This window comes from Ciceribacter sp. L1K23 (assembly GCF_018122705.1).
Lineage (GTDB): Bacteria > Pseudomonadota > Alphaproteobacteria > Rhizobiales > Rhizobiaceae > Allorhizobium.
Map to the genome: position 1 here is coordinate 3,566,774 of NZ_JAGRRC010000001.1, position 23,017 is coordinate 3,589,790.

The 23,017-nt window shown below is 59.8% G+C and carries 24 protein-coding genes and 2 tRNA genes; 14 read left to right on the forward strand and 12 right to left on the reverse strand.

Going from position 1 to position 23,017, the window contains the following annotated elements; all coding sequences use genetic code 11:
* The first annotated feature begins 47 nt into the window (after nucleotides 1-47).
* From J5J10_RS17330 to J5J10_RS17345, 4 genes are all read left to right on the forward strand, one after another.
* On the forward strand, nucleotides 48-1,268 hold the full coding sequence (locus tag J5J10_RS17330; RefSeq protein ID WP_211930815.1) for a phosphopentomutase: 1,221 nt from the start codon (nucleotides 48-50) through the stop codon (nucleotides 1,266-1,268).
* A complete protein-coding gene (locus tag J5J10_RS17335; RefSeq protein WP_211930816.1) occupies nucleotides 1,265-2,239 on the forward strand; it encodes an adenosine deaminase in 975 nt (324 codons plus the stop codon). Before J5J10_RS17330 ends, J5J10_RS17335 begins: the two co-directional genes overlap by 4 nt.
* 112 nt (nucleotides 2,240-2,351) lie before the next feature.
* Nucleotides 2,352-2,981, forward strand: a complete 630-nt coding sequence (upp, locus tag J5J10_RS17340) for a uracil phosphoribosyltransferase (RefSeq protein WP_208548112.1) — start codon at nucleotides 2,352-2,354, stop codon at nucleotides 2,979-2,981.
* A gap of 127 nt (nucleotides 2,982-3,108) precedes the next feature.
* Nucleotides 3,109-3,624: a TIGR02281 family clan AA aspartic protease gene (locus J5J10_RS17345; RefSeq protein WP_211930817.1), complete on the forward strand. Its 516-nt coding sequence runs from the start codon at nucleotides 3,109-3,111 to the stop codon at nucleotides 3,622-3,624.
* A 4-nt stretch (nucleotides 3,625-3,628) separates the two neighbouring features.
* Here the strand turns inward: J5J10_RS17345 and deoA are convergent, their stop codons facing one another.
* The 10 genes from deoA to J5J10_RS17395 all read right to left on the reverse strand — a co-directional run bounded on the left by deoA (nucleotide 3,629) and on the right by J5J10_RS17395 (nucleotide 12,806).
* Nucleotides 3,629-4,936, reverse strand: coding sequence for a thymidine phosphorylase (deoA, locus tag J5J10_RS17350; protein WP_211931283.1), 1,308 nt, complete (start codon nucleotides 4,934-4,936; stop codon nucleotides 3,629-3,631).
* A 5-nt stretch (nucleotides 4,937-4,941) separates the two neighbouring features.
* On the reverse strand, nucleotides 4,942-5,715 hold the full coding sequence (gene deoC / locus J5J10_RS17355) for a deoxyribose-phosphate aldolase (RefSeq protein ID WP_211930818.1): 774 nt from the start codon (nucleotides 5,713-5,715) through the stop codon (nucleotides 4,942-4,944).
* The gene (locus J5J10_RS17360) at nucleotides 5,708-6,514 is read right to left on the reverse strand and encodes a purine-nucleoside phosphorylase (RefSeq protein ID WP_211930819.1); all 807 of its coding nucleotides are present in this window, start codon (nucleotides 6,512-6,514) and stop codon (nucleotides 5,708-5,710) included. The genes deoC and J5J10_RS17360 overlap by 8 nt, the downstream gene beginning before the upstream one ends.
* The gene (locus J5J10_RS17365; protein ID WP_211930820.1) at nucleotides 6,511-6,903 is read right to left on the reverse strand and encodes a cytidine deaminase; all 393 of its coding nucleotides are present in this window, start codon (nucleotides 6,901-6,903) and stop codon (nucleotides 6,511-6,513) included. The genes J5J10_RS17360 and J5J10_RS17365 overlap by 4 nt, the downstream gene beginning before the upstream one ends.
* Nucleotide 6,904: 1 nt before the next feature.
* Nucleotides 6,905-7,876: an ABC transporter permease gene (locus J5J10_RS17370; RefSeq protein ID WP_208548107.1), complete on the reverse strand. Its 972-nt coding sequence runs from the start codon at nucleotides 7,874-7,876 to the stop codon at nucleotides 6,905-6,907.
* Nucleotides 7,877-7,889: 13 nt separating this feature from the next.
* Nucleotides 7,890-8,993, reverse strand: a complete 1,104-nt coding sequence (locus J5J10_RS17375) for an ABC transporter permease (protein WP_208548106.1) — start codon at nucleotides 8,991-8,993, stop codon at nucleotides 7,890-7,892.
* A 7-nt stretch (nucleotides 8,994-9,000) separates the two neighbouring features.
* Nucleotides 9,001-10,512 (reverse strand): ABC transporter ATP-binding protein, encoded by a 1,512-nt coding sequence (locus J5J10_RS17380; RefSeq protein WP_349252079.1) that lies wholly within the window; start codon nucleotides 10,510-10,512, stop codon nucleotides 9,001-9,003.
* Between the two features lie 72 nt (nucleotides 10,513-10,584).
* A complete protein-coding gene (locus J5J10_RS17385) occupies nucleotides 10,585-11,577 on the reverse strand; it encodes a BMP family ABC transporter substrate-binding protein (protein WP_211930822.1) in 993 nt (330 codons plus the stop codon).
* Nucleotides 11,578-11,756: 179 nt separating this feature from the next.
* On the reverse strand, nucleotides 11,757-12,440 hold the full coding sequence (gene msrA, locus J5J10_RS17390) for a peptide-methionine (S)-S-oxide reductase MsrA (protein ID WP_211930823.1): 684 nt from the start codon (nucleotides 12,438-12,440) through the stop codon (nucleotides 11,757-11,759).
* 45 nt (nucleotides 12,441-12,485) lie between these two features.
* Nucleotides 12,486-12,806, reverse strand: a complete 321-nt coding sequence (locus tag J5J10_RS17395) for a hypothetical protein (RefSeq protein ID WP_208548102.1) — start codon at nucleotides 12,804-12,806, stop codon at nucleotides 12,486-12,488.
* Between the two features lie 201 nt (nucleotides 12,807-13,007).
* On the opposite strand from J5J10_RS17395, the gene J5J10_RS17400 reads away from it, so the two are divergent.
* The 4 genes from J5J10_RS17400 to J5J10_RS22540 all read left to right on the forward strand — a co-directional run bounded on the left by J5J10_RS17400 (nucleotide 13,008) and on the right by J5J10_RS22540 (nucleotide 15,131).
* Nucleotides 13,008-13,097: transfer RNA gene (locus J5J10_RS17400), tRNA-Ser, on the forward strand.
* Nucleotides 13,098-13,232: 135 nt separating this feature from the next.
* A tRNA-Met gene (locus tag J5J10_RS17405) sits at nucleotides 13,233-13,309 on the forward strand.
* Between the two features lie 289 nt (nucleotides 13,310-13,598).
* A complete protein-coding gene (locus J5J10_RS17410) occupies nucleotides 13,599-13,868 on the forward strand; it encodes a hypothetical protein (RefSeq protein WP_211930824.1) in 270 nt (89 codons plus the stop codon).
* Between the two features lie 309 nt (nucleotides 13,869-14,177).
* A complete protein-coding gene (locus J5J10_RS22540) occupies nucleotides 14,178-15,131 on the forward strand; it encodes a hypothetical protein (protein WP_249116767.1) in 954 nt (317 codons plus the stop codon).
* A 65-nt stretch (nucleotides 15,132-15,196) separates the two neighbouring features.
* On the opposite strand, the gene J5J10_RS17420 is transcribed toward J5J10_RS22540, so the two are convergent.
* Entirely contained in the window at nucleotides 15,197-15,745 is a 549-nt protein-coding gene (locus J5J10_RS17420; RefSeq protein ID WP_211930825.1) for a hypothetical protein, read from the reverse strand.
* A 702-nt stretch (nucleotides 15,746-16,447) separates the two neighbouring features.
* On the opposite strand from J5J10_RS17420, the gene J5J10_RS17425 reads away from it, so the two are divergent.
* From J5J10_RS17425 to J5J10_RS17435, 3 genes are all read left to right on the forward strand, one after another.
* Nucleotides 16,448-17,563 (forward strand): hypothetical protein, encoded by a 1,116-nt coding sequence (locus J5J10_RS17425; protein WP_211930826.1) that lies wholly within the window; start codon nucleotides 16,448-16,450, stop codon nucleotides 17,561-17,563.
* Between the two features lie 480 nt (nucleotides 17,564-18,043).
* Nucleotides 18,044-18,934 carry a hypothetical protein gene (locus J5J10_RS17430; protein ID WP_211930827.1) on the forward strand — a complete coding sequence of 297 codons (891 nt, stop codon included), beginning with the start codon at nucleotides 18,044-18,046 and terminating at the stop codon, nucleotides 18,932-18,934.
* 73 nt (nucleotides 18,935-19,007) lie between these two features.
* On the forward strand, nucleotides 19,008-19,331 hold the full coding sequence (locus J5J10_RS17435; RefSeq protein ID WP_211930828.1) for a hypothetical protein: 324 nt from the start codon (nucleotides 19,008-19,010) through the stop codon (nucleotides 19,329-19,331).
* Here the strand turns inward: J5J10_RS17435 and J5J10_RS17440 are convergent.
* Nucleotides 19,316-19,591, reverse strand: coding sequence for a hypothetical protein (locus J5J10_RS17440; RefSeq protein ID WP_211930829.1), 276 nt, complete (start codon nucleotides 19,589-19,591; stop codon nucleotides 19,316-19,318). The genes J5J10_RS17435 and J5J10_RS17440 overlap by 16 nt on opposite strands.
* On the opposite strand from J5J10_RS17440, the gene J5J10_RS17445 reads away from it, so the two are divergent.
* The 3 genes from J5J10_RS17445 (at nucleotide 19,572) to J5J10_RS17455 (ending at nucleotide 22,899) form a co-directional block, all read left to right on the forward strand.
* A complete protein-coding gene (locus J5J10_RS17445; protein WP_211930830.1) occupies nucleotides 19,572-21,320 on the forward strand; it encodes an AAA family ATPase in 1,749 nt (582 codons plus the stop codon). The genes J5J10_RS17440 and J5J10_RS17445 overlap by 20 nt on opposite strands.
* Nucleotides 21,317-22,066, forward strand: a complete 750-nt coding sequence (locus J5J10_RS17450; protein ID WP_211930831.1) for an ATP-dependent Zn protease — start codon at nucleotides 21,317-21,319, stop codon at nucleotides 22,064-22,066. The genes J5J10_RS17445 and J5J10_RS17450 overlap by 4 nt, the downstream gene beginning before the upstream one ends.
* Before the next feature lie 506 nt (nucleotides 22,067-22,572).
* Complete coding sequence (locus J5J10_RS17455) at nucleotides 22,573-22,899, forward strand: hypothetical protein (protein ID WP_211930832.1); 327 nt, start codon at nucleotides 22,573-22,575, stop codon at nucleotides 22,897-22,899.
* The last annotated feature ends 118 nt before the right edge of the window (nucleotides 22,900-23,017 follow it).

Genomic DNA, 23,017 nt, shown 5'->3' on the forward strand with positions numbered 1-23,017 from the left:
ATCGCCGCTTTCGCTTGCGGACCGCAGGCCTCCTGTTCGGGTGACATATGGCGCGCGCATTTCTGTTCGTTCTCGATTCCTTCGGCATCGGTGGCGCACCGGATGCGCCTCGTTACGGAGACGATGGCTCGAACACGCTCGGTCATATCGCTGAATTCTGCGCAGCCGGCCTCGGCGACCGGGCTGGTCTTCGATCCGGACCGCTGACCCTGCCCAACCTTTCGGCACTCGGCCTGGTGCACATCGCTAAACTTGCCAGCGGCACTTATCCTGCCGGAATGCCTGTCCCGGAGAGGGTTTTCGGCATGCACGGAGCAGCGAGCGAGACGTCGCACGGAAAAGACACGCCATCGGGCCACTGGGAGATCGCGGGGACGCCAGTGATGTTCGACTGGGGCTATTTCCCCGAGGGGACAGAAGCCTTTCCCGCCGACCTCGTGCAGGCGATCCGCGAACGGGCCGAGCTTCCCGGCATTCTCGGTAACTGCCACGCGTCCGGCACTGAGATCATCGCAAGGCTTGGCGAGGAGCATATCCGCAGCGGTAAGCCGATCTGCTACACATCGTCGGATTCGGTCTTCCAGATAGCAGCGCACGAAACGCATTTTGGCCTGGATCGGCTGATGACGCTATGCCAGATCGTGCGCGAACTGGTCGATCCGCTCAATATCGGACGCGTCATCGCACGACCATTTGTCGGCGAGACGGCGGCGACGTTTGAACGCACCGGCAATCGCCGCGACTTTTCCGTCCTGCCGCCGGAGCCGACTCTACTCGACCGGTTGATCGAGGTGGGGCGCAAGGTGCACGCGGTTGGCAAGATCGGCGACATCTTCGCTCACCAAGGCGTGACGCGTGTGATCAAGGCCAATGGAAACATGGCCCTGATGGATGCGACGCTGAAGGTCATGGACGAGGCCGAGGACGGCGACCTGGTGTTCACCAATTTCGTCGATTTCGACATGCTCTTCGGCCACCGTCGCGACGTGCCGGGTTACGCGGCCGCGCTCGAGGCCTTCGACCGGCGCCTCCCCGAGGTGAACCGGCGACTGAAACCGGGCGACATGGTGCTGATGACGGCGGATCACGGTTGCGATCCCACCTGGCGCGGCACCGACCACACGCGGGAGCGGGTGCCCATCATGGCGTTCGGGCCGGGAATCCGATCAAGACAGATCGGGATACGCCCCACTTACGCCGACATCGGAGAAACGGTGGCTGCCCATCTCGGCATTGCGGCCGGCCGCCACGGACGGAGTTTCCTGTGACAAAGCATCTCAAGAAAGCCGAACTGCACTGCCACATCGAAGGTGCGGCGCCTCCGGCGCTCACCCTGCGGCTGGCGGATAAGTACGGCATCGACAGCTCGGACTTTATCCGAGACGGCGCCTACGTGTGGACCGACTTCACCAGCTTCATCGGGTGCTACGACAAGGTTGCATCGGTCTTCCGGACGGCGGAAGATTATGCAGATCTGGCGGAAGCATACCTGCTGGAGCTCGCCGGGGAGAATGCCATCTACAGCGAACTGTTCATCTCGCCGGACCATGGTCTGGAGGTTGGGCTTTCCCCGGAAGAGTATGTGGAGGGTCTGGCCACCGGTATTCGCGCCGCGAAGGATAAAGCCGGCATAGAATGCCGTATGGTGGTCATCGGAGAACGCCATCTGGGTCCGGAGAATGTCCTTCGCCGGGCCGAATGGACAGCGCGGCAATCGCATCCGCTGATCACAGGGTTCAACATAGCGGGCGAGGAGCGAATGAACCGGGTTGCCGACTATGCACGCGCTTTCGACATCGTGCGCGAGGCGGGTTTCGGCATCACCATCCATGCAGGAGAATTGTGTGGCGCGTTCAGCGTTCAGGACGCGCTCGATCTCGTGAAGCCGAGCCGGATCGGCCATGGGGTGCGGGCGATCGAGGACCCTGATTTGGTCAAGCGCCTTGCAGATCTCGGAACCGTGCTGGAGGTGTGCCCGGGCTCCAACATCGCGCTCGGCGTCTTCCCCGACTTCCAGCATCATCCGCTGCGGGACTTCTTTGCAGCCGGCGTGCGCGTTACACTGAACTCCGACGATCCGCCATTTTTCCACACATCGCTCGCGCGTGAATACGAGCTCGCGAAGACCACGATGGGGTTCACCGATGGCGAGATAAACGCCATGACGCGAACGGCGATCGAATCGGCCTTTGTGGACGAGACGACGCGTGCCAACCTTCTGACGCGCCTTGACATCTGATCCGGCCTTGAAGGGGAGCTGGGGATGAGATGCCAAACCGACACGCGCCCCTTGCGCAAGGGGCGGGAGGCGTGAAAAAAGATAAGAAAAAGCTCACGGAGAAAGCCTGATCATGAACGGCGTAACTGTCATCGACCATCCGCTTGTGCAGCACAAACTGACGATCATGCGCCGGAAGGAAACGTCCACGTCGAGTTTCCGTCGGTTGCTGCGGGAAATTTCGACGCTGCTCTGCTACGAGGTCACACGTGACCTCGAGCTGACGATGGAGACGATCGAGACGCCTCTGACGGAGATGCAGGCACCGATCCTCGAAGGCAAGAAGCTGGTGTTCGCATCCATCCTGCGTGCCGGAAACGGACTGCTCGAAGGCATGCTGGAACTGGTTCCGGCGGCCAGGGTCTCGCATATCGGCGTGTACCGCGATCACGAAACCCTTCAACCTGTTGAATACTATTTCAAGGCTCCGGAAAATCTCGCCGAACGGCTGATCATCATTGTCGACCCGATGCTGGCAACCGGCAATTCCTCCATTGCCGCGGTCGACAAGCTGAAGGAGCGCGGCGCCAAGAATATCCGTTTCCTCTGCCTGCTTGCTGCCCCTGAAGGTATCAAGAACTTCCGCGACGCCCATCCGGACGTTCCAGTTTATACCGCCTCGATCGACAGTCACCTCAACGAAAAAGGCTATATCGTTCCCGGTCTTGGAGACGCAGGCGACCGGATGTACGGCACCAAATAGCAAAAAGACGGTAACCGTACGATATTCGTACGGGTTCAACGTATTTTACTGAAAAACTTAGTTCGACTCTCAAGGTTGTGGCGCTACTATGTCCGTAAAGGGGCAGTAGTGGGCAGGGAGGGCGAATATGTTGACACGCAGTCTCATGATCCTGGCGGTCGTTGGAGTGACCGCCGTCGAAGTGCCTCGATTGCTGAGCGGAGATACTGACATCGAAGAGTCGTTCGTCGATGTCGCTCAGGCAAGCACTCCGACCCAACAGAGCGATCGTCCCGGCCGGGTGACCTTGAAGGCCGACGAGCGCGGCCACTTCCTCGCTACATTCAAGCTGAACGGGAAAGACGTCGACGGGATTGTCGATACCGGAGCGTCGGTAATTGCGATCAACGAATCGACAGCGCGTCGCCTCGGTTTCACCGCCGCGCGCACGGACTTCAAATACCCGATCAGTACCGCGAACGGGCAGACGGTAGCGGCGCATGTGGTCCTCGACCGCGTCGAGATCGGCTCGATCCGGGTGAAGGACGTCGACGCTTTCGTCCTGAAGGACGCGGCGCTATCCGACACGCTGATCGGCCTCAGCTTCCTGCGGCGGCTTCACAGCTATGCGGTAGCGGATGACGTGTTGAAGCTCGAACGCTAGTGGGTCAGATACGCTTTAGGATCGCCGGCGCCGAAATAGGTGGTGTTTCGGCCAGCGCATACGACGCCGCCACAACCTGGGCCGCGCGCTCGCCACTCGCCTGATCCGCCGCATGCACGACCGCAATCAGATCGCCCTTTTCAACCTTCGTGCCAAGCGGCAGCAACTGGCTCAGGCCGACGCGGTGATCGATCGGATCCGTCGGGCGCCGGCGGCCTCCCCCCAGATCGACGACGGCCATTCCCAGGCTCCGGGTGGCACAGGACGAAAGGTATCCGTCACCGGCAGACAGCACCGGTATTTCGACCGGTGCCACCGGCAAGTAGCGGGCCTGATGTTCCACAAAGTCGGCCGGGCCACCGAGGCTTGTCACCATCCTCGCGAAGAATTCGGCAGCCTGGCCGGAAGACAAGGCAGTGCGGCAGCGGTCAGTTGCCTCGGCAAGATTGCGCGCTACTCCCGCATTCACCAGCATTTCGGCACCGAGTGCGAGCGTAACGGTCTCCAGTCGGCTACCTTCCTTGCGACCCAGGAGAAAGTCCACACAGTTTGCCACTTCGAGAGCGTTGCCGGCGGCATCGGCAAGCGGCTCGTTCATGTCGGTCAGAAGTGCCGTGGTCTTGACGCCGGCACTGTTGGCTACCTCAACAAGGGATGCTGCCAACGCCTCGGCATCGGAAACCTGCTGCATGAAGGCGCCATTGCCGAACTTTACGTCAAGCACCAGTGTCGCGAGGCCGGCAGCCAGCTTCTTCGACAGGATGGACGCGGTGATCAGCGGTATCGATTCCACGGTCGCCGTCACATCGCGGATCGCATAGAGGCGCTTGTCCGCCGGTGCAAGATCGCCGGTCTGGCCGATGATGGCGCATCCGACATCGTCAACCGTCCTGCGGAACGTCGCCGGATCAGGCATGACGTCGTAGCCAGGAATCGACTGCAGCTTGTCCAGCGTACCGCCGGTGTGACCCAGGCCGCGCCCCGAGATCATAGGCACGGCAAGACCGCACGCGGCAACCATCGGTGCCAGCATCAGGGAGACATTATCGCCAACACCACCGGTCGAGTGTTTGTCCGCGATCGGCTTGCCGACGCCCGACCAGGACAGGACCTCGCCCGAATCGCGCATGGCCAGGGTCAATGCGACGATTTCAGCGGGCGTCATGCCGCGGAAAAAGACGGCCATGGCGAAGGCGGCGACCTGTCCCTCGGACAGGGCTTCGTTGCTCAAGGCCTCGATGAAAGCGCCTATCTCGACGGCGGCAAGTTCTTCGCCATCGCGTTTGCGCCTGATGATCTCCTGCGGAATGATCACACTCAGTATCCTGTGCCGGTGGCCAGCGACTTTCCGTTGGAAAGGACCGACAAGATATCGTCGAGGAGGCCGGAAGCCCCGAAGCGAAAGGTCGACGGCATGACCCAGTCGTCTCCCATGATGGTTGCCGCGAGGCGAAGATAGAGACCGGCATCGACAACCGATCCGATGCCGCCCGCCGGCTTGAAGCCAACCGGGCGACGGCTGTCGCGGATCGCCAGCAGCATGATGTCGGCGGCCTCCAGCGTAGCATTCACCGCCGCCTTGCCGGTCGAGGTCTTGATGAAGTTGCTGCTCGCCTCTATCGCAATCTCCGACGCTCTCCGGATCAGGGCAGCGTCCTTCAGTTCTCCCGTTTCCAGGATGGTTTTGAGCAGGGCGTCCGAACCGCACACGCCGCGAACCGCAGCGACCATTTCAGCCACTGCCTGCTCGTTCCCGCCGATCAGCGCCTTGTAGGGGATGACGAGATCAATTTCATCGGCGCCATCCGATATCGCCTGCCGTGTCTCGGCCACGACATCTGCCACTGCGAGATCGCCGGAGGGGAAATTCACAACGGTGGCGATCCGAACGGCAGCGCCGGCGCCGAGAATGGCCCGGGCCTGCGCAACGAAACGTGGCCAGATGCAGATCGCGGCGACGTCGCCAAAGGGCGTTCTGGCGCGCTTGCAAAGTGCTTCGACGGCCTCAGGGGTGCAATCGTCCTTCAGGTTTGTGAGATCCAGAAGGGTCAATGCGACTGCGGCAGTCGCCCGCATTTGATGGCTATCCAAGGTCCGTTCCTCCCGAGATCATGGCTTTCAGTATGGCCGCAAGCCTGCGTCCACCGATGGGGGCCATGTCTTTGGTCTCCTCGTGGCTCAATTCGCCACCCGTCATGCCCGCACCATAATTGGTAATAACCGATGCGGCGGCCACCCGCAGCCCAAAAAATCGCGCGAGAATGACTTCCGGAACCGTCGACATGCCGACGGCATCGGCCCCCAGAATCCGCGCCATCCGGATTTCGGCCGGCGTTTCGAAGCTGGGGCCGGAAAACCACATATAGACGCCAGATGACAGGGGGATGTCTTGCGCCAGCGCCGCCTCGCGCATGGCGAGAACGAGACTCTGGTCATAGGCAGAGGTCATGCCGACGAAGCGCCCGTCACTCTGCTCGCCGATCAGCGGATTGTAGCCGGAGAAATTGATGTGATCGGTAATCTGCATCACCGACCCCGGCGGCATCTCCTCGCGCAGCGAGCCCGCCGCATTGGTCAGGACCAGCGTCCTGACGCCGAGGCCCTTCAGGACCGCGATCGGCAACCGCATCGCATTGGCGTCGCCCTTTTCATAGTAATGAACACGACCGGATAGCATGATGACGGGTACGCCACCCAGACGACCAGCCACCAGCTCGCCCGCATGCCCTGAGACGCCGCTCACCGGAAAGCCCGGCATGTCGGCAAACGGGACGCGGACGGCATTTTCGACCTCATCGACAAGCGAGCCGAGACCCGATCCGAGAACAATGCCGACACGCGGCATGAGGCCATCCAGGCGATCGACGAGCAGATCAATGACCGCCCTCATCCGAGGAGGTCCGTCTCGAAGCTGAAGGGCAGCAATTCGTTCATCGTCATGGTCTTTTTCACGCCGACTTCGTCGCACAGATAGATCTTCGTGGCGGCTGAAGCGAATTCCGCAATTTTTTGACGGCATCCGCCACAGGGAGGGCAGAGCGGCATCTTTTCGGCGATCACCGCCATCTCGACGATCTTCCTTCCACCACCCATGACCATGCAGCCGATGGCAGTCGGTTCGGCGCACCAGCCCTGTGGGAAGGACAGATTCTCGATGTTCGCGCCGGTGTAGATCTTTCCATCGTCGGCGCGGATTGCCGCACCGACCGGAAACTTGGAGTAGGGCGCATGCGCGAAGCGCATGGCGTCGCGGGCGGCTTCGAACAGGTCGTGAGACATCTCAACGCTCCTTTACATAGGGCACGCCGCCGGCCTTGGGCGGGTTGGCCGCGCCGATGAAGCCGGCGAGCAGCACGCAGGTGAGAATGTAAGGCAGAGCCTGGAATATCTGCACCGGAACCTCGCCGATCAAGGGAACGGACTTGCCCTGCATGAAATTCGCGAGCGCGTCGAGGAAGCCGAACAGCAGGCAGGCGAAGAGCACCGGAACCGGCCGCCATTTGGCGAAGATGAGGGCCGCGAGCGCGATGTAGCCCTTGCCGGCCGACATGTCCTTGATGAAGGCAGCCGACTGGGCAATCGCAAGGTAGGTGCCCGCGAAGCCGCACAGGAAGCCGGCGACGATGACGGCGCGGTATCGCAGGAAGGCGACGGAAATGCCGGCTGTGTCGACGGCACCGGGATTTTCGCCGACGGCTCGTAGGCGCAGGCCAAAACGGGTGCGGTAGAGAACCCAGGCAGCCAGCGGAACGGCAAGGAAAGCCATATAGGTCAGGATATTATTGCCGGAGATGACATTCGCATAGAGCGGGCCGATGATGGGGATGTCACGAACGAGATCCGCCCCGGGAAGGATTATCGGCGAGAACCGGGCGTCACCAGTCAGTTGCGCCGTGCGCCCCCCCTGGCTGAACCAGGCCTGCCCCAGAACGGCCGTCAACCCGGCGGCGACGAAGTTGATTGCAACGCCCGACACGATCTGATTTCCCCGGTTCGTGATAGAGGCAAAGCCGTGGATAAGCGAGAAGAAGATCGAGACCAGAATACCGGCCAGGAGCCCGACCCACGGCGAACCCGTGACATAGGCGACGGTGGCGGAGGCGAAGGCGGCCGCGAGCATCTTGCCTTCCAGGCCGATGTCGAAGATGCCAGCCCGTTCGGAAAACAGTCCCGCGAGCGCCGTGAAGATCAGCGGAATCGACAGCCGGATGGTGGAGCCGAGAATGCTGACGAGGATATCGAAGAAATCCATAGTTCCTGTCCCCTCAAGCCTTCACGAACTGCTGATAGACTCTGACGATCGCCGGGCGGAACATGTATTCCAGCGCACCCGCGAACAGGATCACCAGACCCTGGATGACGACGATCATGTCGCGGGTGATGTTGGGCATGTCGAACGAGAGTTCCGCGCCGCCCTGGTAAAGGATGCCGAACAGGATCGCGGCCAGGATGATGCCTAGCGGATGGCTGCGCCCCATGAGCGAAACCGCGATTCCGACGAAACCGGCACCACCGACGAACTCGACCTGCAAGCGCGCCGAAGCGCCGAGCACCGGGTTCAACGACATCATGCCGGCCAGACCGCCCGAGATCAACATGGTGAGAATGACGGTGCGGACATAGGGCACGCCGGCATATGCAGCAGCGGAGCGCGAGAGGCCCAAGGTGCGCATTTCATAGCCGAATTTCGTGCGCCAGATCAGCACCCAGACGAGGAAACACATCAAGAGTGCAATCAGGAAGGAGACGTTGAAGGGCGCGGCGCCGAGCTTCATGCCAAGGAGCGACATCAGCCCGTCGAGCTTCGGCAACTGGCCGCCTTCGAGGAAAGTGCGCGTCTCGGGCGCCATCTTTCCCGGCACGCGCAAGACGTTGACGAGCAGGTAGACCATCAGCGATGCGCCGATGAAGTTGAACATGATTGTCGTGATGACGATGTGACTGCCGCGCTTGGCCTGGAGCCATGCCGGAATGAGAGCCCAGCCTGCCCCGAACAGGGCGCCACCGAGAATGGCGAACGGCATGGTAACGTACCACGGAACGTAGTGATCGAGGGCGAGAGCCGCGAGCGCCGCACCAAGACCGCCAACATAAGCCTGCCCCTCCGAGCCGATGTTGAAAAGGCCGGCGTGGAAGGCCACGGCGACGGACAGACCGGTGAAGATGAAGCTCGTTGCGTAAAACAGCGTGAAGCCGATGCCTTCGCCGCGTCCCAGCGCGCCCTGCAGCATGAGCTTCAGCGCCTCGACCGGGTCCTCGCCGATAACCCACACAACGAAGCCCGAAACGAGGAATGCCAAAAGCAGGTTGATCAGCGGCAGGAGCGCGTAGTTGATCCAGTTCGGAAGCGGGACGGAAGCAGTACTCATAGAAACCTCATGCCGCGATACCGGCCATCATCAGGCCGAGCGTCTGTTCACCCGTATCCGGCGTCTTCTCACCAACGATCCGGCCGGCGAACATCACCAGAACCCGGTCGGACAGCGACCGTATCTCGTCGAGTTCCACCGACACCAAAAGGATTGCCTTGCCGGCGTCGCGTGTTTCGACAATGCGGCGATGAATGAATTCGATGGCGCCAATGTCGACGCCACGGGTCGGTTGGCCGACGATCAGGAGCTTCGGGTCACGCTCGATTTCGCGCGCGACCACGATCTTCTGCTGATTGCCACCGGAAAAATTAGCCGTTTTTAGCCGGGGGTTCGGCGGACGGATGTCGTATTTCTCGATCTCTTCGACGGCCGCCTTGCGGATCGCCTCAGGATCCAGGAACGGGCCTCGTCCATAGCGTTCATCGCGATGATAGCCGAGGATCGCGTTCTGACTTTCCTCGAACGGAAGAACAAGACCCATATGGTGACGGTCTTCGGGGATGTGAGCCAGTCCGATACCACGCAGGGCAGCAGGGTCGAGACCGGCGACATTCCGGCCGTTGATCCATATTTCACCCGTCGTCGGCTTGCGGATGCCGGTAATGGCCTCAAGCAACTCGCTCTGGCCGTTGCCGGCGACGCCGGCGATGCCCACGATCTCACCGGCACGGACATCGAAGGAGACGTTGTCGACCATCGTCACCCCACGACTGTCCTTGACCGTCAGGTTCCGAACAGAGAGGTAGACCTCTCCCGGGTTTGCCGCTCCCTTTTCGACGTGGAGCAACACCCGGCGCCCGACCATCAGTTCCGCCAATTCCTCGACAGTCGTTTCAGACGTCTTACGGGTTGCCACCATTTCACCGCGCCGCATGACCGAGACGGTATCGGTGATCGCCATAATCTCACGAAGCTTGTGGGTAATCAGCAGGATTGTCTTTCCCTGGTCGCGCAGGACGCCAAGGATCTTGAAGAGATGATCGGCCTCCGCCGGCGTCAACACACCTGTCGGTTCATCAAGGATCAGAATTTCGGCACCTCGATACATGGCCTTGAGGATTTCGACACGCTGTTGCAGGCCAACCGGCAGTTCCTCCACCACGGCATCGGGATTGACTTCCAGGCCATAGTCGTCGGCGAGCTTTCTCAGGGTTTGACGCGCCGATTCAGCACCCTTGGCAAGAAGGCCGCCGCCTTCCGCACCAAGCATCAGGTTTTCGAGAACGGTGAAGTTCTCCACCAACATAAAGTGTTGGTGGACCATACCGATACCTGCCTCGATCGCGGACTGACTGTCGCGAATCGTGACCGGCTTGCCGTCGATGCTGATCGTCCCGCTGTCGGCTTGATAAAAGCCGTAGAGTATCGACATCAACGTCGACTTCCCCGCACCATTTTCGCCGATGATACCGTGGATCGATCCCTTGGCCACCGTCAGGTTTATGTTCTTATTGGCGTGTACGGCACCGAATTTCTTGTCGATGCCGACGAGTTCGATCGCTGGCGCTTGGTTCACCGATGACCTCCGGATAGCAGACATGAAAAGGGCGCAAACCGGGCCTCAGACCCGGCTTGCGCCCTCATCGGATCACTTCGGGCAGGAATTGTCCGTCATGTAGTCATGAACCTTGACCGTGCCGGCAATGATGTCGGCCTTTGCCTTTTCAACGGCGGCCTTCATGTCATCGGTGATCAGCGAGGCGTTGTTTTCGTCGACCGCATAAGCAACGCCGTCTTCCTTGACGCCAAGAGCCTGGACGCCGCCGGTGAACTTGTCACCCTGGGTGTCGAGGTAGGCATTGTAGACAGCCAGATCGACGCGCTTGACCATCGAGGTCAGCACCGAACCGGGATGCAGGTGGTTCTGGTTGGAGTCCACGCCAATCGAGAGCTTGCCGTTATCGGCTGCGGTCTGCAGCACGCCGAGGCCAGTCGCGCCGGCTGCCGCATAGATCACGTCAGCGCCCTGGTCGATCTGATTCTTCGTCAGTTCGCCGCCCCGCACCGGATCGTTCCAGGCAGCGCCTGTGGTTCCGGTCATGTTCTGGAAGACTTCGATGTTCGGGTTGGCCGCGCGTGCGCCCTGCTCGTAGCCGCACTCGAACTTGCGGATCAGCGGAATGTCCATTCCGCCAACAAAGCCGACCTTGCCGGTCTTGGAGGCCATGCCCGCCAGGACGCCAACGAGGTATGAGCCTTCTTCTTCCTTGTAAACAACCGAACGAACGTTCGGCAGGTCAACGACGGCATCAACGATGATGAACTTGGTGTCCGGGAATTCGGCGGCGACCTTCTCCACAGCAGAGGTCCAGGCAAAGGAAACCGCCACGACCGGGTTGTAACCGCGGGACGCGAAGTTGCGGATCGCCTGTTCGCCCTGCGTGTCGCCCGTCGGTTCGAAGTCACGATATTCAATACCGGTCTCCGCCTTGAACTTCTCAGCGCCATTATAGGCGGCTTCGTTGAAGGATTTATCGAACTTGCCACCGGTGCCATACACAAGCGCAGGCTTGATTTCGGCAGCGAGCGCCGTCGCCGACATCGCGGCCAAGGCAAAGAGACTGATGAGGGTTTTCTTCATTTTTGCAGCCCTGTTTGTTGCTATTGATCTTATCGGGTCCTCCCGCAAGCCCTTTGGGGGCATGTCTGCGGTTGCACCGGCCACCTGCCGGAGGCCTAGCTGTACTCATCCTTGCATGGCTGCAGGAAAAATTCACCAGATTTTTTTCATCCGGTAAAACTCAATCCAAGCTATTGTGATCACGTGGGAATCGCCCTGTGGAGATCGGCGTCATCCAGCACCGGACACGGCACGCCCGTGCCCCTTAAAACGGCGGAGGCACCCACGTTCCTTGCAAGATACTGCTGGTGATATTCTTCAGCGTGGTAAAATTCTGGAGCTATGGTGATTGTCGTGGTTACGGTCTGCCTGCGACCCGCGGCGAGAAGAGCACTCTGATAGAGATCACGCATCCGGATCGCGATGTCGACGGACTGTTGATCGGCCCCGAAAATTACCGACCGGAACATCGTGCCGATGTCATTTCCCTGCCGCATGCCCTGTGTCGGATCATGAGCCTCGAAAAACAGCTTCAATATGGAGTGAAGCGGCAAGGCCGATCGATCGTACACGATCTTGACCACGCAGGCATGGCCTGTGAGGCCGGTCATCACCTCCTGAAAGGTAGGATTGGGAGTAAAGCCGCCCTGGAAGCCAACGGCGGTCACCCAAATCCCAGGCAGATTCCAGAAGAGGCGCTCGGCGGCCCAAAAATTCCCCAAGCCCAGATAGATGGTGGCAAAACCAGCAGGGGGCATCGCAAGCAGCGACCTCGCCGATATAACGTGAAGATCAGCGGTTTCGATGGGTCGCGGGCGACCCGGCAAAGCCGTCTCGGCGGACGGCATCGTCATTTTCTTGTTGAACATGTCGATCAGAAACATCAGACGGCTCCCGTTCAACGACCCGCTGCCGCCCGGCCGGCATCCTCAGACGGCAAAGCGGCCAGCAGGATGCTCGCGCTTATAGCCGATCATCCACAGCAGCAGCGACAAGGCGAGGAAGGCCGCGAAGGCGGGTTGCGGCAGCAGCCACTCGCGCAGCGCCTGCCACACGGCGGGCGGTAAATGTTCTTCCGCCGCCTGCTGGGCCAACATGAGGCTCGACGGGCTCATTTCCGTCCACGCGGCGGCCAGTGATGTCAGCACAACTTCCGATGAGGCAACGGACTCGATCGAGTCCATGGTGGCCGCGCCAACGGCAACCACAAGGGTCAGAAGGCTCAAAAGCCGAAACGCAAACCTGAACATGACGCCCTACTCACCCCTACATGCGCCGCCCTGCGGCGGCACTACAATCAATATTAGAATAACGTGGTACGCAAGATGGTGTCTGTGACACGTTTCACGACACTATTCAAAAATCTGTTAGATTTCGGTTGATCCCGAACGAATCCTCGGTATATATCGCGCCCGACCGGTCATGCCGCCCAGCGCGCTCAGACTGATTAAGGACAGGTGGCCGAGTGGTTGAAGGCGCACGCCTGGAACGCGTGTATACGTGAAAGCGTATCGAGGGTTCGAATCCCTCTCTGTCCGCCATTCTCCATATTGTCCATACCGAAGACATAGGTAACATCGTGTACCTAAGACATGGGTGACAACCTCGTGCCGAACGGGTTGTCGATGGTTTGCAAAGTCCTCTGCTCCAGGTTCGGCAAAGCCGAATGCGCTTGGCGCGGGGTGGAGCAGCCCGGTAGCTCGTCAGGCTCATAACCTGAAGGCCGCAGGTTCAAATCCTGCCCCCGCAACCACTGAGACTTGTAACCGGCGCCATGAAGTCTCCTCCTCAGCGAGGACAGCCTCGAACCGGTGCAAATACGCCATCTTCTCAGCTCTATCCCTAAACTCACCCGCCCTCACACGGCGGGCGAACTCGTTTCTATGCCGCTCTTTGATTCCAGCACTGTAGTCTTGGAACGCCCGCATCGACGCGAGAATGGAGGCCAACCGGCCGATGATGGAGAGCTCAGCTGTCTTACCGTCACCTGAGGGGGTAATGATGATCTTCTGAACCAACGACCGAAGAAAATCGAAGTGCTGTTGGACAGCGTCAAGTTCGGTGTTGCCAGTCCGAGCGATATAGGTCAACGCCTGAATGGTATTCGCATAAAGACTCGGGCTGATGGTGAATGTTTTGGCCTGCCCGCTGCGTTTCTTCGTTGCGGTGGACAATACACTTTGTATCTCAGAGCTGCGTTGCTGCAGTTCATCAAGCATGCGGTCGAAGGCGTCGATGGGAGATTGACCATTCATGATGCGCTGGGTGATCTGCGCAGCGATCACGTCTTGCCGTTTCGCGACGTCTCGTAGTTCGGCCTGAAGCTTCTCCTTATTCCGCTCGTCATTTTTTGTTGCGGCTGTAATCTGCTTGTTCACTTCCGCCTGGATTGAAGCGGTATTCTCGACGGACAGCAGGTTTGCCGGGATTGCGTCGAGGACCCGGGTCTCAAGTTCCCGCCTGCTGATTGTCCTGGAGTTTGGACAAATCTTGCGGCCCAGATGTTCGACCGGCAGATGCTTGCTTCGGTTCTTGCATCCAAAACGAGCATTTGCCGTTATGGAATAGGGTCCTCCACAAATCCCGCACTCAAGACGACCGCTGAATAGATACTTTGGCCGATGGGTTCGGTTGAGCCTGTTGGTTTCGGTTTTGACGAAGTTAGCGCCGACCTCCAATTGTCGTTTTTTTACCTTCGCCCAGAGTTCATCGTCGATGATCCGCAATTCTGGCACCTCTGCGATAACCCATTCACTCCGGTCGTTCATGCGGGCTTCCCGCTGCTCGGTCTCAGGGTTCTTACGAAAGTTGCGCCGATTGAAGACGAGGCGTCCAACATAGGCCTCGTTATTCAAAATGCCTGTTCCGCGGTCGCGGTGGCCGCGGATCGCTGTGTCGCGCCAAAGTGCGCCCCGTGGTCCGGCTACCGACGGATCACGGTTGTTGAGCTCGATGGCCATCTCCTGAGGCGATCGACCCAGAGCATACTGCTCGAAAATCCAGCGAACGATCTCGGCCTGTTCTTTATCAATCTCCCGCAGACCCGCGATGCGATTGAACTTGTCGTCATGCTCCAACTTCATGCGGTAGCCATACGCAATTCCACCGGCCGCTTTGCCCTTGCGGACTGCGGTCTTCATGCCTTCTCGCGTCTTAAAGCGCGTCTGCTCGATCGAATCGTGGCTGATGATTGCGCGAAGGCCGAGCTCCATGTCGTTCACGGGCGCGGCATTCTGCACGGTCCAGAGTTCGACGCCCTTGTGCCGCAGCTTCTTCAGGATGCCGGTGCTATGCTCCATGTCGCGGGAGATGCGGTCCACCGACAAGCAGAGAAGAATATCGACGCCGCCCCGCTTGACCGCCCGCAAGACGTCTTGGATGCCAGGCCGCATCTTGAGCATCGTGCCACTGACAGCGCGGTCGTCATAGATGCCAGTAACGGTCCAGCCCCGTTGTGCGGCGAATTCGCTTGCGAGGTTGACCTGTGTCTCGATCGACTGCTCGTCCTGTCGATCGGTCGAGTAACGCGCGTAGATGATGACGTTCTTCGTCATGCAAACTCTATCCTGAAATGAAGGGTCTGTGCGATTGACACTGGCCGGAAGCGGCCTCCCGGCCAGTGCTGCTATGACTTCCGCCTTTACGTGTACGATGAACGGGGCAGGCCGGGCAGGCTCGGTCGGCGCAGTGTCCGTGCGAACGTTGCTTGATCGGCAAACAGACGCTTCTCCAGACCCGGATTAAAGAGCACGCCATAAACCTCGGTCAGTCGCATCGCCTCCAGCAGGAACTCTTGGCTGAATGTGACCCCGAAATAGACTGCGTCCCCCGGATTGCTCCAGGTCAGGTCGATTGCGCGACCGGCCGTATCAACCAGCCAGGCATGTTGAAACGGAACGCCCAGCTCCGTGTCGAACGCATATCCTTCCGCGTAGAGGTACGGTGGGTGGGGATCGCTCAGGAATTGCATCAGCGGGCTAGTGCAGTTTTTGAAGCACTGGCCGAGCGGCCCCTGGCGCAAACCGGCGGGGCGGCGGTCAACATGTTTGAAGCGGCGGCCATACTTCAGCAGTGCTGCATCTGCATTGAACGAATCTACGCCGTCGTTGAATACGCCAAGCATCTTCAGGATCGGATCGATATCGGCTGCGGCGGTGTTCAGAGTGTTATCAAGCGAGTTCGCGGACATAGTTTCTCCTTTCAGTTCCACGCATCGTTGTTTTTTGGGGGGCTAAACGATGCGGGACCCTGAGAGCGAGCCTTGCCGCGCTGGCTTCTTCGACGACGAGCCGGGGTTCCCATTGCACTCTCACCTGCGTCGGGACAGCTCGTCGTGAGGCAAACATAGTGAGGAGGACGGCGTGCGCAACCCATCACGCGACGGTTGAGTTAGTCGAAACGCCGGTATGGTTAACCTTCGGTATTTGCCGTGGGGGGCTGACGACCCCTCCTTTATCTAGTCTCGATCCACATATCGGCTTCATCCTCACCGACGTCGGGCTCAGCCCCGCTACCGCGACCAAGGCCGACGAAGCGCTCGAGCAGGTGCGATCCTACCCGGTTTCGAACCGGGAAATCGCCTCGAACCTCGTCTTCCTCATCAAGAAGCGGAGTCGACGGATCGAGCGGCAGATTTCGGGCTGATATTCGGTATGGTGGATATTCAAAAACAACCTATTGATGCATTAAGATTGGCCTCCAGAAAAATTTTCGAGAAATTTCGGCTTTTGGAATCATTGAGAAAATCCGACGCGAAAGTCGATAAAATCGTTATTTATCGTTGTTTTTCATAGTGTTGAAGATCGCGGTTGTAACACCTTCCTGAAATCCATGTCATCATTATCTCACGGTCGCTGATGAAGGCCGGATCAGACAAGGAGATAATGAATACATGGCGAAGTACACGCATAAGAAGATTTCGGCAAAGCTCGCCGCGAAGGCGGCGAAGGCGGCCGACGACGTCTCGCCAGAGGAGGTCAGCGAGCTCCAGGCCATCGGCGAGGACATTCGCTCTCTCGGTCGCAGGACAAACCTGCAGGCCTACGAGCTGGGCGGCTACCTCGCCCGCGCGAAAGCCATACTCCCGGAGCGAGAGCTCGGCGCGTGGGTGAAGGCGATCTGCAAGTTCACCCCGAAGACCGCCCGCAACTATATCGCCGTCTATGAGAACCTGAGTGTCTATAAGGAGCGGCTGGTCGCAACGGCGACGTCCCCGACCATGCTCTTCGTCCTCGCCTACGCCGAGGAACAAAAGGTCGAGGACGTACTGGCTGCTCTTGAAGCCGGCGAGGAGCTCACCGTAGCCCAGGTCAAGCAGATGGTCGGCGTATCGACGGCCAAGAAGACAGCGCCCGTTCCTGACAGTCTGAACATGGGCGGATTGGCCGGCCTGCGCAAAGTTGCCGATCTGAAGATCGAGCAGGATGCGGCACGCTTCCTCGGCTTGGCGACGTCGAGCCTGAAGAAGGTCGAGAAGGCGCTTGAGCCGCTCTCCCGGAACCGGGCCGTGCGCAAAGGGGCATTGTGTGATGCTGTCACCTACGACTGCCGCCATGCTCACGACCTGATCAATAGTCTTGCCGCTCCGCTCAGGCCAGACGTCACTCCGCATCTGAATTGGCGTCCGGAGAAATTGCCCGACGGCACCAACTGGCGGAAGGTGCAGGCACTCCTGCATCGGATGGGCGGCACGGAGGACTGGCCGGACAGAGCGAGCTTTGTACCCTGGCTTCAGAACGAAGTGGTACCGCTCCTCCGCTTCGTCGTTCACGGTGACCCCCTGCCGGGTGACGCCGAGGAGGAGGAGGCCGGCTCCGACGTCGCTGTGAAGATCGAACAGGAGGCTGATGCAGGGTTGCTCGGCTACGGTCAGATGCCCCTACCGGTGCGGGACCAGATCGATAGTGCTCTGGATACCGTCGCTCCAGACGGTCGAGACGAACTCAGGACGAAGCTTGTGTTCGATGCCAGACCGTTCAAGCGACAGCTAAAGAGGTTGGCTGCCTGACACCAGACCGCCACCAAGAGCCCCGCCACCGCGCGGGGCTTTTTGCATTCAGGGGAAGCCGCGTCCTTCGTTAACCATCCCGGAGCTCTTTGTTCCGGGTGTGTTCTTGTCGACTTGCCGGACATGGTTCTCCGGGCTATGTCGACGGTGTCAGCAGAAACGCCTGGTTCTGCAGACACTTAGCGGCTCCCGCCGGTGCTGGAACACCGACGAAAGCCTGACCTGCAACCTTCTCGTGAAAGGCCACCGGCTATGTCGACCCTTAACCGCTTCGCTTGCCCACCGGAAGCATCCTCCTCGCATTCACCTGTTGAAACTGGTTGGCGCTCGTCTTCCAGCTGCCATTCGGCTGCGCGCTAACCGCCTCCATCAGGATCACTTTCACCAGTGTCGATGCGGAAATCATTTCCGCGTCTGCCGCCCCGCGTCCGCGCGGTCGAGGTGACTGCCGATCCTGTTTCGATCACAGGAGAATTCTTCATGACTGCCAACATCATTCTCGCCGCCGCAACGGCATCCTATGACCTGACCGTCGACCTTGAGGACATCCGTCCGGCGCTCGACCACTTGGTGAGCGAGGTCGTGAGTACTGCTCTCTCCAGTGCCACGTTCCAGCGCGCGCTAACCGCTGGCATGGACGACATTGCATCCGTGATGCGCGCGGTCCCGGCGGCCGAAGGGCGGTTGCTTGAGAAGGGCATCGCCCTCCTTGCGAAATACAATCCCGACCTGATCGTCCTCACGGACAACCTGCGCCTCCCAGTGACGAAGGCCGCTGCGGAGCTGGTCGCGATGAATGAGGCCGCTCTGGTCAAGGCGCTCAGCCTCGATGCGGACAGCGGCGGACGAAAGAGCTACACGCCCGATCTGCTGATCATCAACCGCTCCACCAAGATCGGGCATCTTGTCGATGTGAAGCGCAGTCTCAGTTCTTATGAAGTCGCGCGGATCACGGAACTGAAGAACCGCATGCTTGCGGCAGCGCTGGTCGTTCCGGACCTCCTCTACAAGGAGCATCGTCGCCTGCATGTCGAGGAGGTCCGCGTTGTCATCTTGAATGCCGAGAACCAGCGAACCGATATCGATGGCGGCGTGTGGCCCCTCACGCATCTCGACCACCTTCTGGAAATCATGGGCGCCGGCGAAGTCATCGCGCACCTCCGCGAGCTATTCCAACGGCGTGTCGAGGCAAACTGGAAGTCGGCGTTGAACGATCACCGGCTCGACACGTCTAACAGCCCAATGATTTCGCGCAGCGACCCGACCGAGCATAACGGCGTCCGACCACGTCCAAGCGAAGACGAGCCCAGCGCGTCGCGTACGCCGGTATCGATTGGATTCGCCAGGCCACCACGCATAGCGATGGCCTGATCGGTCCAAGCCTTCCTCTCTTCTCTGATCTTTTACCCCTGCAGTGCTGCAGGGGAAACAGGAGACGTCTGCCATGACCTCACGAGCCTCCAATATCCTTGCTTTCCCCACGCGCACCGCGCCGTCGGTTCTTCTGCCACCGGTGCTGGATAAGCATCCTGTTCCTACAGGCGACAAACTCGATGCCGACGAACGCGCGGACTACATCGCATCCATTGTTCGCTCGACGATCGGCTTTGCCCGACGCAAGGGTCGGCGGATCGAAAGCCTGCCGCCGCAACTGCGGGTGTGGTTGCTCGAGCAGTGCGAGCTGGGTGAGCCGACATGCGTTGTTTTGCGTGCCTGGCTCGATGGCAACCCGGGCTTAACGGACTTGTCCTCTCAGGAGGGCGCGTAATGGAAACGCTCGAGCAACGCGTTCGCCGCTACCTCCTCGCACGGCTGCGCCGTCGTGCTGTCCTCAACCTTTACGAAACGGCTGCGACTGCCGGACTGTTGGAACGCGGCGTCGGCGATACCGGCACGCTTGCCAGGCCCTGGATTGTCTCGATCAAGGCACGGCAATATCTGACCGGCGCCCATGACTACGATCGGAAAATCATCGCTCGGATGATCGGCAGCAGTCGTGGCAATCGTGATGGTGACAGCCCAGATCATTCGGTCGACGAGGACCTCAGAGGGCGAAGCATCACTCTACGACTGGTCTACTCCGGCACCTCCAAGTCAGCAGCCGAAACCAAAGCCCGGACGCCGTACTCGTCGACTGCCCGTCGGCTCAGCGATCAGCTTCAACTATGTTGCCGAGCTGCTGAAAGAGCATCTGCCGCCATCTTCTCCCATGCACGTCGCAGTCGCGCTTCTGATCGCGCGTGCGGTCGGCACAAGTCTGAGACGTCTGTCTGCGTTCACGGATGTCATTCGTTCCCTTACACCGTTCGTGCTGATCAAAGCACCGGTTGCAAGGTTCGAGGCGAGTGTCGGCATGATGCTCGAGGACGGATTGCTTCTGCCGTTCTCGGTGATCTTGGAAGATGTCGCGCGAGAGGGATCGCTGTCCGGCAGGTTTCGGGATAGCCGGTCCTCGAGACAGCAGATGAGGCTGCATACGCTGGCCGGTTCCTCCTTGATGAAACGCGACGACAGAACGATCCGTCGTCTACTCCGCACGGCGATGACCGATGCAGCTGAGCCAATCCTGGTGGCAGATGAAACGCCGACCGCATTGACACCGGTGATCACTGAGACGGCTGACCTCGTTGTCGAATGCGAGGGCTTTGACCGGTCGATGATCGCCGATCTCTTGAGTCTCTGTATCGGTGTGCCAAGTGACGTCGCACTCAACTTCATGAAGATGAAAGCCTTCGATCCGCAATCGCTGTCGATCGACGATCTGCTCCTCGCCGTGCGACCAGGTCGCTCCGTCGAAGAAGTGCTTACGGTTCTAGCGATGCTGGTTGATCGATGCGCAGGCTCGGATAGAGACGGCAAGGATACCGAGGACGCTGGCGAGGGCCGTGGACGTTCCGGGGGTGGGAAATCACGTGCCAAGTCTGCCGAGAAGGAGGAAGCCAAAGGATCGACGGGTGTTGAAGTCATCCTTCCAGAGCCGCCCATTCCCGAAGCCGTCCTGGTCGACACCGATAGCCCACCGCTGACAACTGCGAAGGGCGCTCCCATCACAGTCGAAACGCTGTGCGGCTATGGGGCCGCCCAAGCGTGGACACGCGACCTGAAAGCTGACCTGGAACTTTGGCGTGAAGGCGGTCTGACCTGGCCGGAGATGAGCACTAAGCTGCTATTGTCGGGGCCGCCCGGCACGGGCAAGACGACGTTTGCGCGGGCGCTCTGCAATACGCTTCAGGTGCCGCTGCTGGTAACGTCAGTCGCGAACTGGCTTGAGCCTGGATTTCTCGGTGATGTGCTCCAAAGGATGTCAGCCGCCTTTACCCAGGCATCGAAGCACGCGCCCGCAATCCTCTTCATTGACGAGATCGACAACATTGGCTCCCGCTCAAGTGCAGGCGCGCGGCAACACGATGACTATTGGGTGTCGTTGATCAATCGCCTCCTTGAGCTGCTGGATGGTGCCACTAAAACCGAGGGCGTCGTGATCGTCGGTGCGACGAACCTGCCCGAGAAGATTGATCCTGCCCTGCTTCGGTCTGGAAGGCTGGAGACACATGTCCGTATTCCGCTACCCGACGTCGAAACGCTGACCGGCATCCTTACGCATCATCTGGGCAACGATCTTCCAGGCGTCTTGGCGTCGGCTCCTGCGAACCGCGTGAGGCTGCGGCCAGCTGCCGCGAGAAACGCCGATCGTCAAAAGCTTCGGGAGAATTCTGAGAACCGGAAAACCGCAAAGGGAAAGGGAACCGCACTATGACAAACCACGTCACTGATCCCGGAACTCTGCTTCGTCCACTCGCACTATTGGCGTTGGGCAAGACCGGTGCGGATATCGAGCGCCTGCTCCGCGACATTCGTAGAACCGCGCGCCGCTCGGGCCGCGGCATCACCTGGCGCGACCTCGAGGCAGGTCTGCGGGCCGGACAGGCACCCATGTCCGCTGACCTTCGCAAACGTGCAGCCATCCATGAGGCGGGGCATGCGCTGGTCTATACCCTGACCGGCATTGCAGAGGTACAATCCGCCAGTATCGCGTTGCACGGCGTCGGACTGGTCAAGACGGTCCCGAACGCGCATCTGCCGGAGACTGAAGCGTGGCTCATGAACAGCATCGCCTGCCTGCTCGCGGGCCGTGCCGCTGAAATCCTCGTTTTCCAAGAACCGATTGCCGGAGCCGGTGGTGCCGATGAAAGCGATCTCGCCCGCGCCACCGCGATGGCCCTGGCGGCCGAGACCAGTCTCGGCTTCTCGAAGCAACAGCCGCTTCGTTATCGATCGGTCGCGATGGGCATGCACGAACTGACCATGGACCGTGAACTCGCCCATCGGGTCAATCGGCGACTAGAGAGCGCAGAGGCGATGGCGCATGATCTGATCGAGGCCAACCGGTCGGCTCTCGATGCGATTGCCTCAGGCCTGGAAAGCGTCGGCATCCTGTCGGGCGACGAGGTGAGGCGCATCGTTCGCGGTTCCGTCGGTGATAGCGAAAAGGGTGAGCCATGACCTCAGCTGAGAAAAGGCGATTCCTGATGGCGCCGGCGCGTTTCCTATCTCAAGATTTTCGATTCAGAATTCTGAACGCTCGATTCTGAGTTCAGTGATCTGGATTCCGGCTTCCCGATCCGCGTTGCGAAATCGCGCAACGGCGTTACTCGGCTAGGCATCCGGCTTCGCCACCCCCCCGGAGGCGCTGCCCCGCTTACATTCTTGGCGATTTGAAACATCTTGAGCGTAAGGCATGTCGATTGAGATCACATCGTCATGCTTTGCGTCGAGTTCTGGACACGTCATTTCAATTTACCCTCATCCGATTCTGAATTCCGGAAAAGCGTTGCTGGATTCCGGTTCTGCGATTCATCTGCAAACGGTGTTTGGGCGGAAGGGCGTGGACCGCTGGGCGTCATGCTGAGATTGCATGAGGGAGGTGCCGCGCCGGCGATTGGCTCGGTTGTTTTGTTGCTTGCTTGGCTATCGGTCACGCTGAGGCTCCGACAACTAAGGAGCACACCATGTCGAAGAAGCCTAGAAAGAGTAAGAAAGAACGCAACGCCGAGCAGGCGGAACGCCAACAGCAGGTGCGTAAGGATGCCAAGGCGCGCTGCCGTCCATCCCGTGACGACCTGGCTCGAGTTCTGCTGTGGCAGATCATTACTGCCGCGCAGGCGCATAAGGACACAGACCGCGCGCTGGGCAAAGTTCGGGACTCTCTGACCAATGATCTTGAGCGCCAGGGATTTGCCGTCCGAGAATGCGAAGAAGTGTTCCACGAGATCGCTGACCGGTACAGCGACGGTCTGTATCCATTCCGACCCAAACGACACCTCATGCCTTCCTGACCAAAAACTCTGCGTTCCGTCAAATGCAAACGCCGTTAGGTTCTTATCCTCGTCTTCCCCCCGTTACTCCCGATAACGCAGTTTGCTCAGGAATCGAAAATACTCAGCGGCACTTATC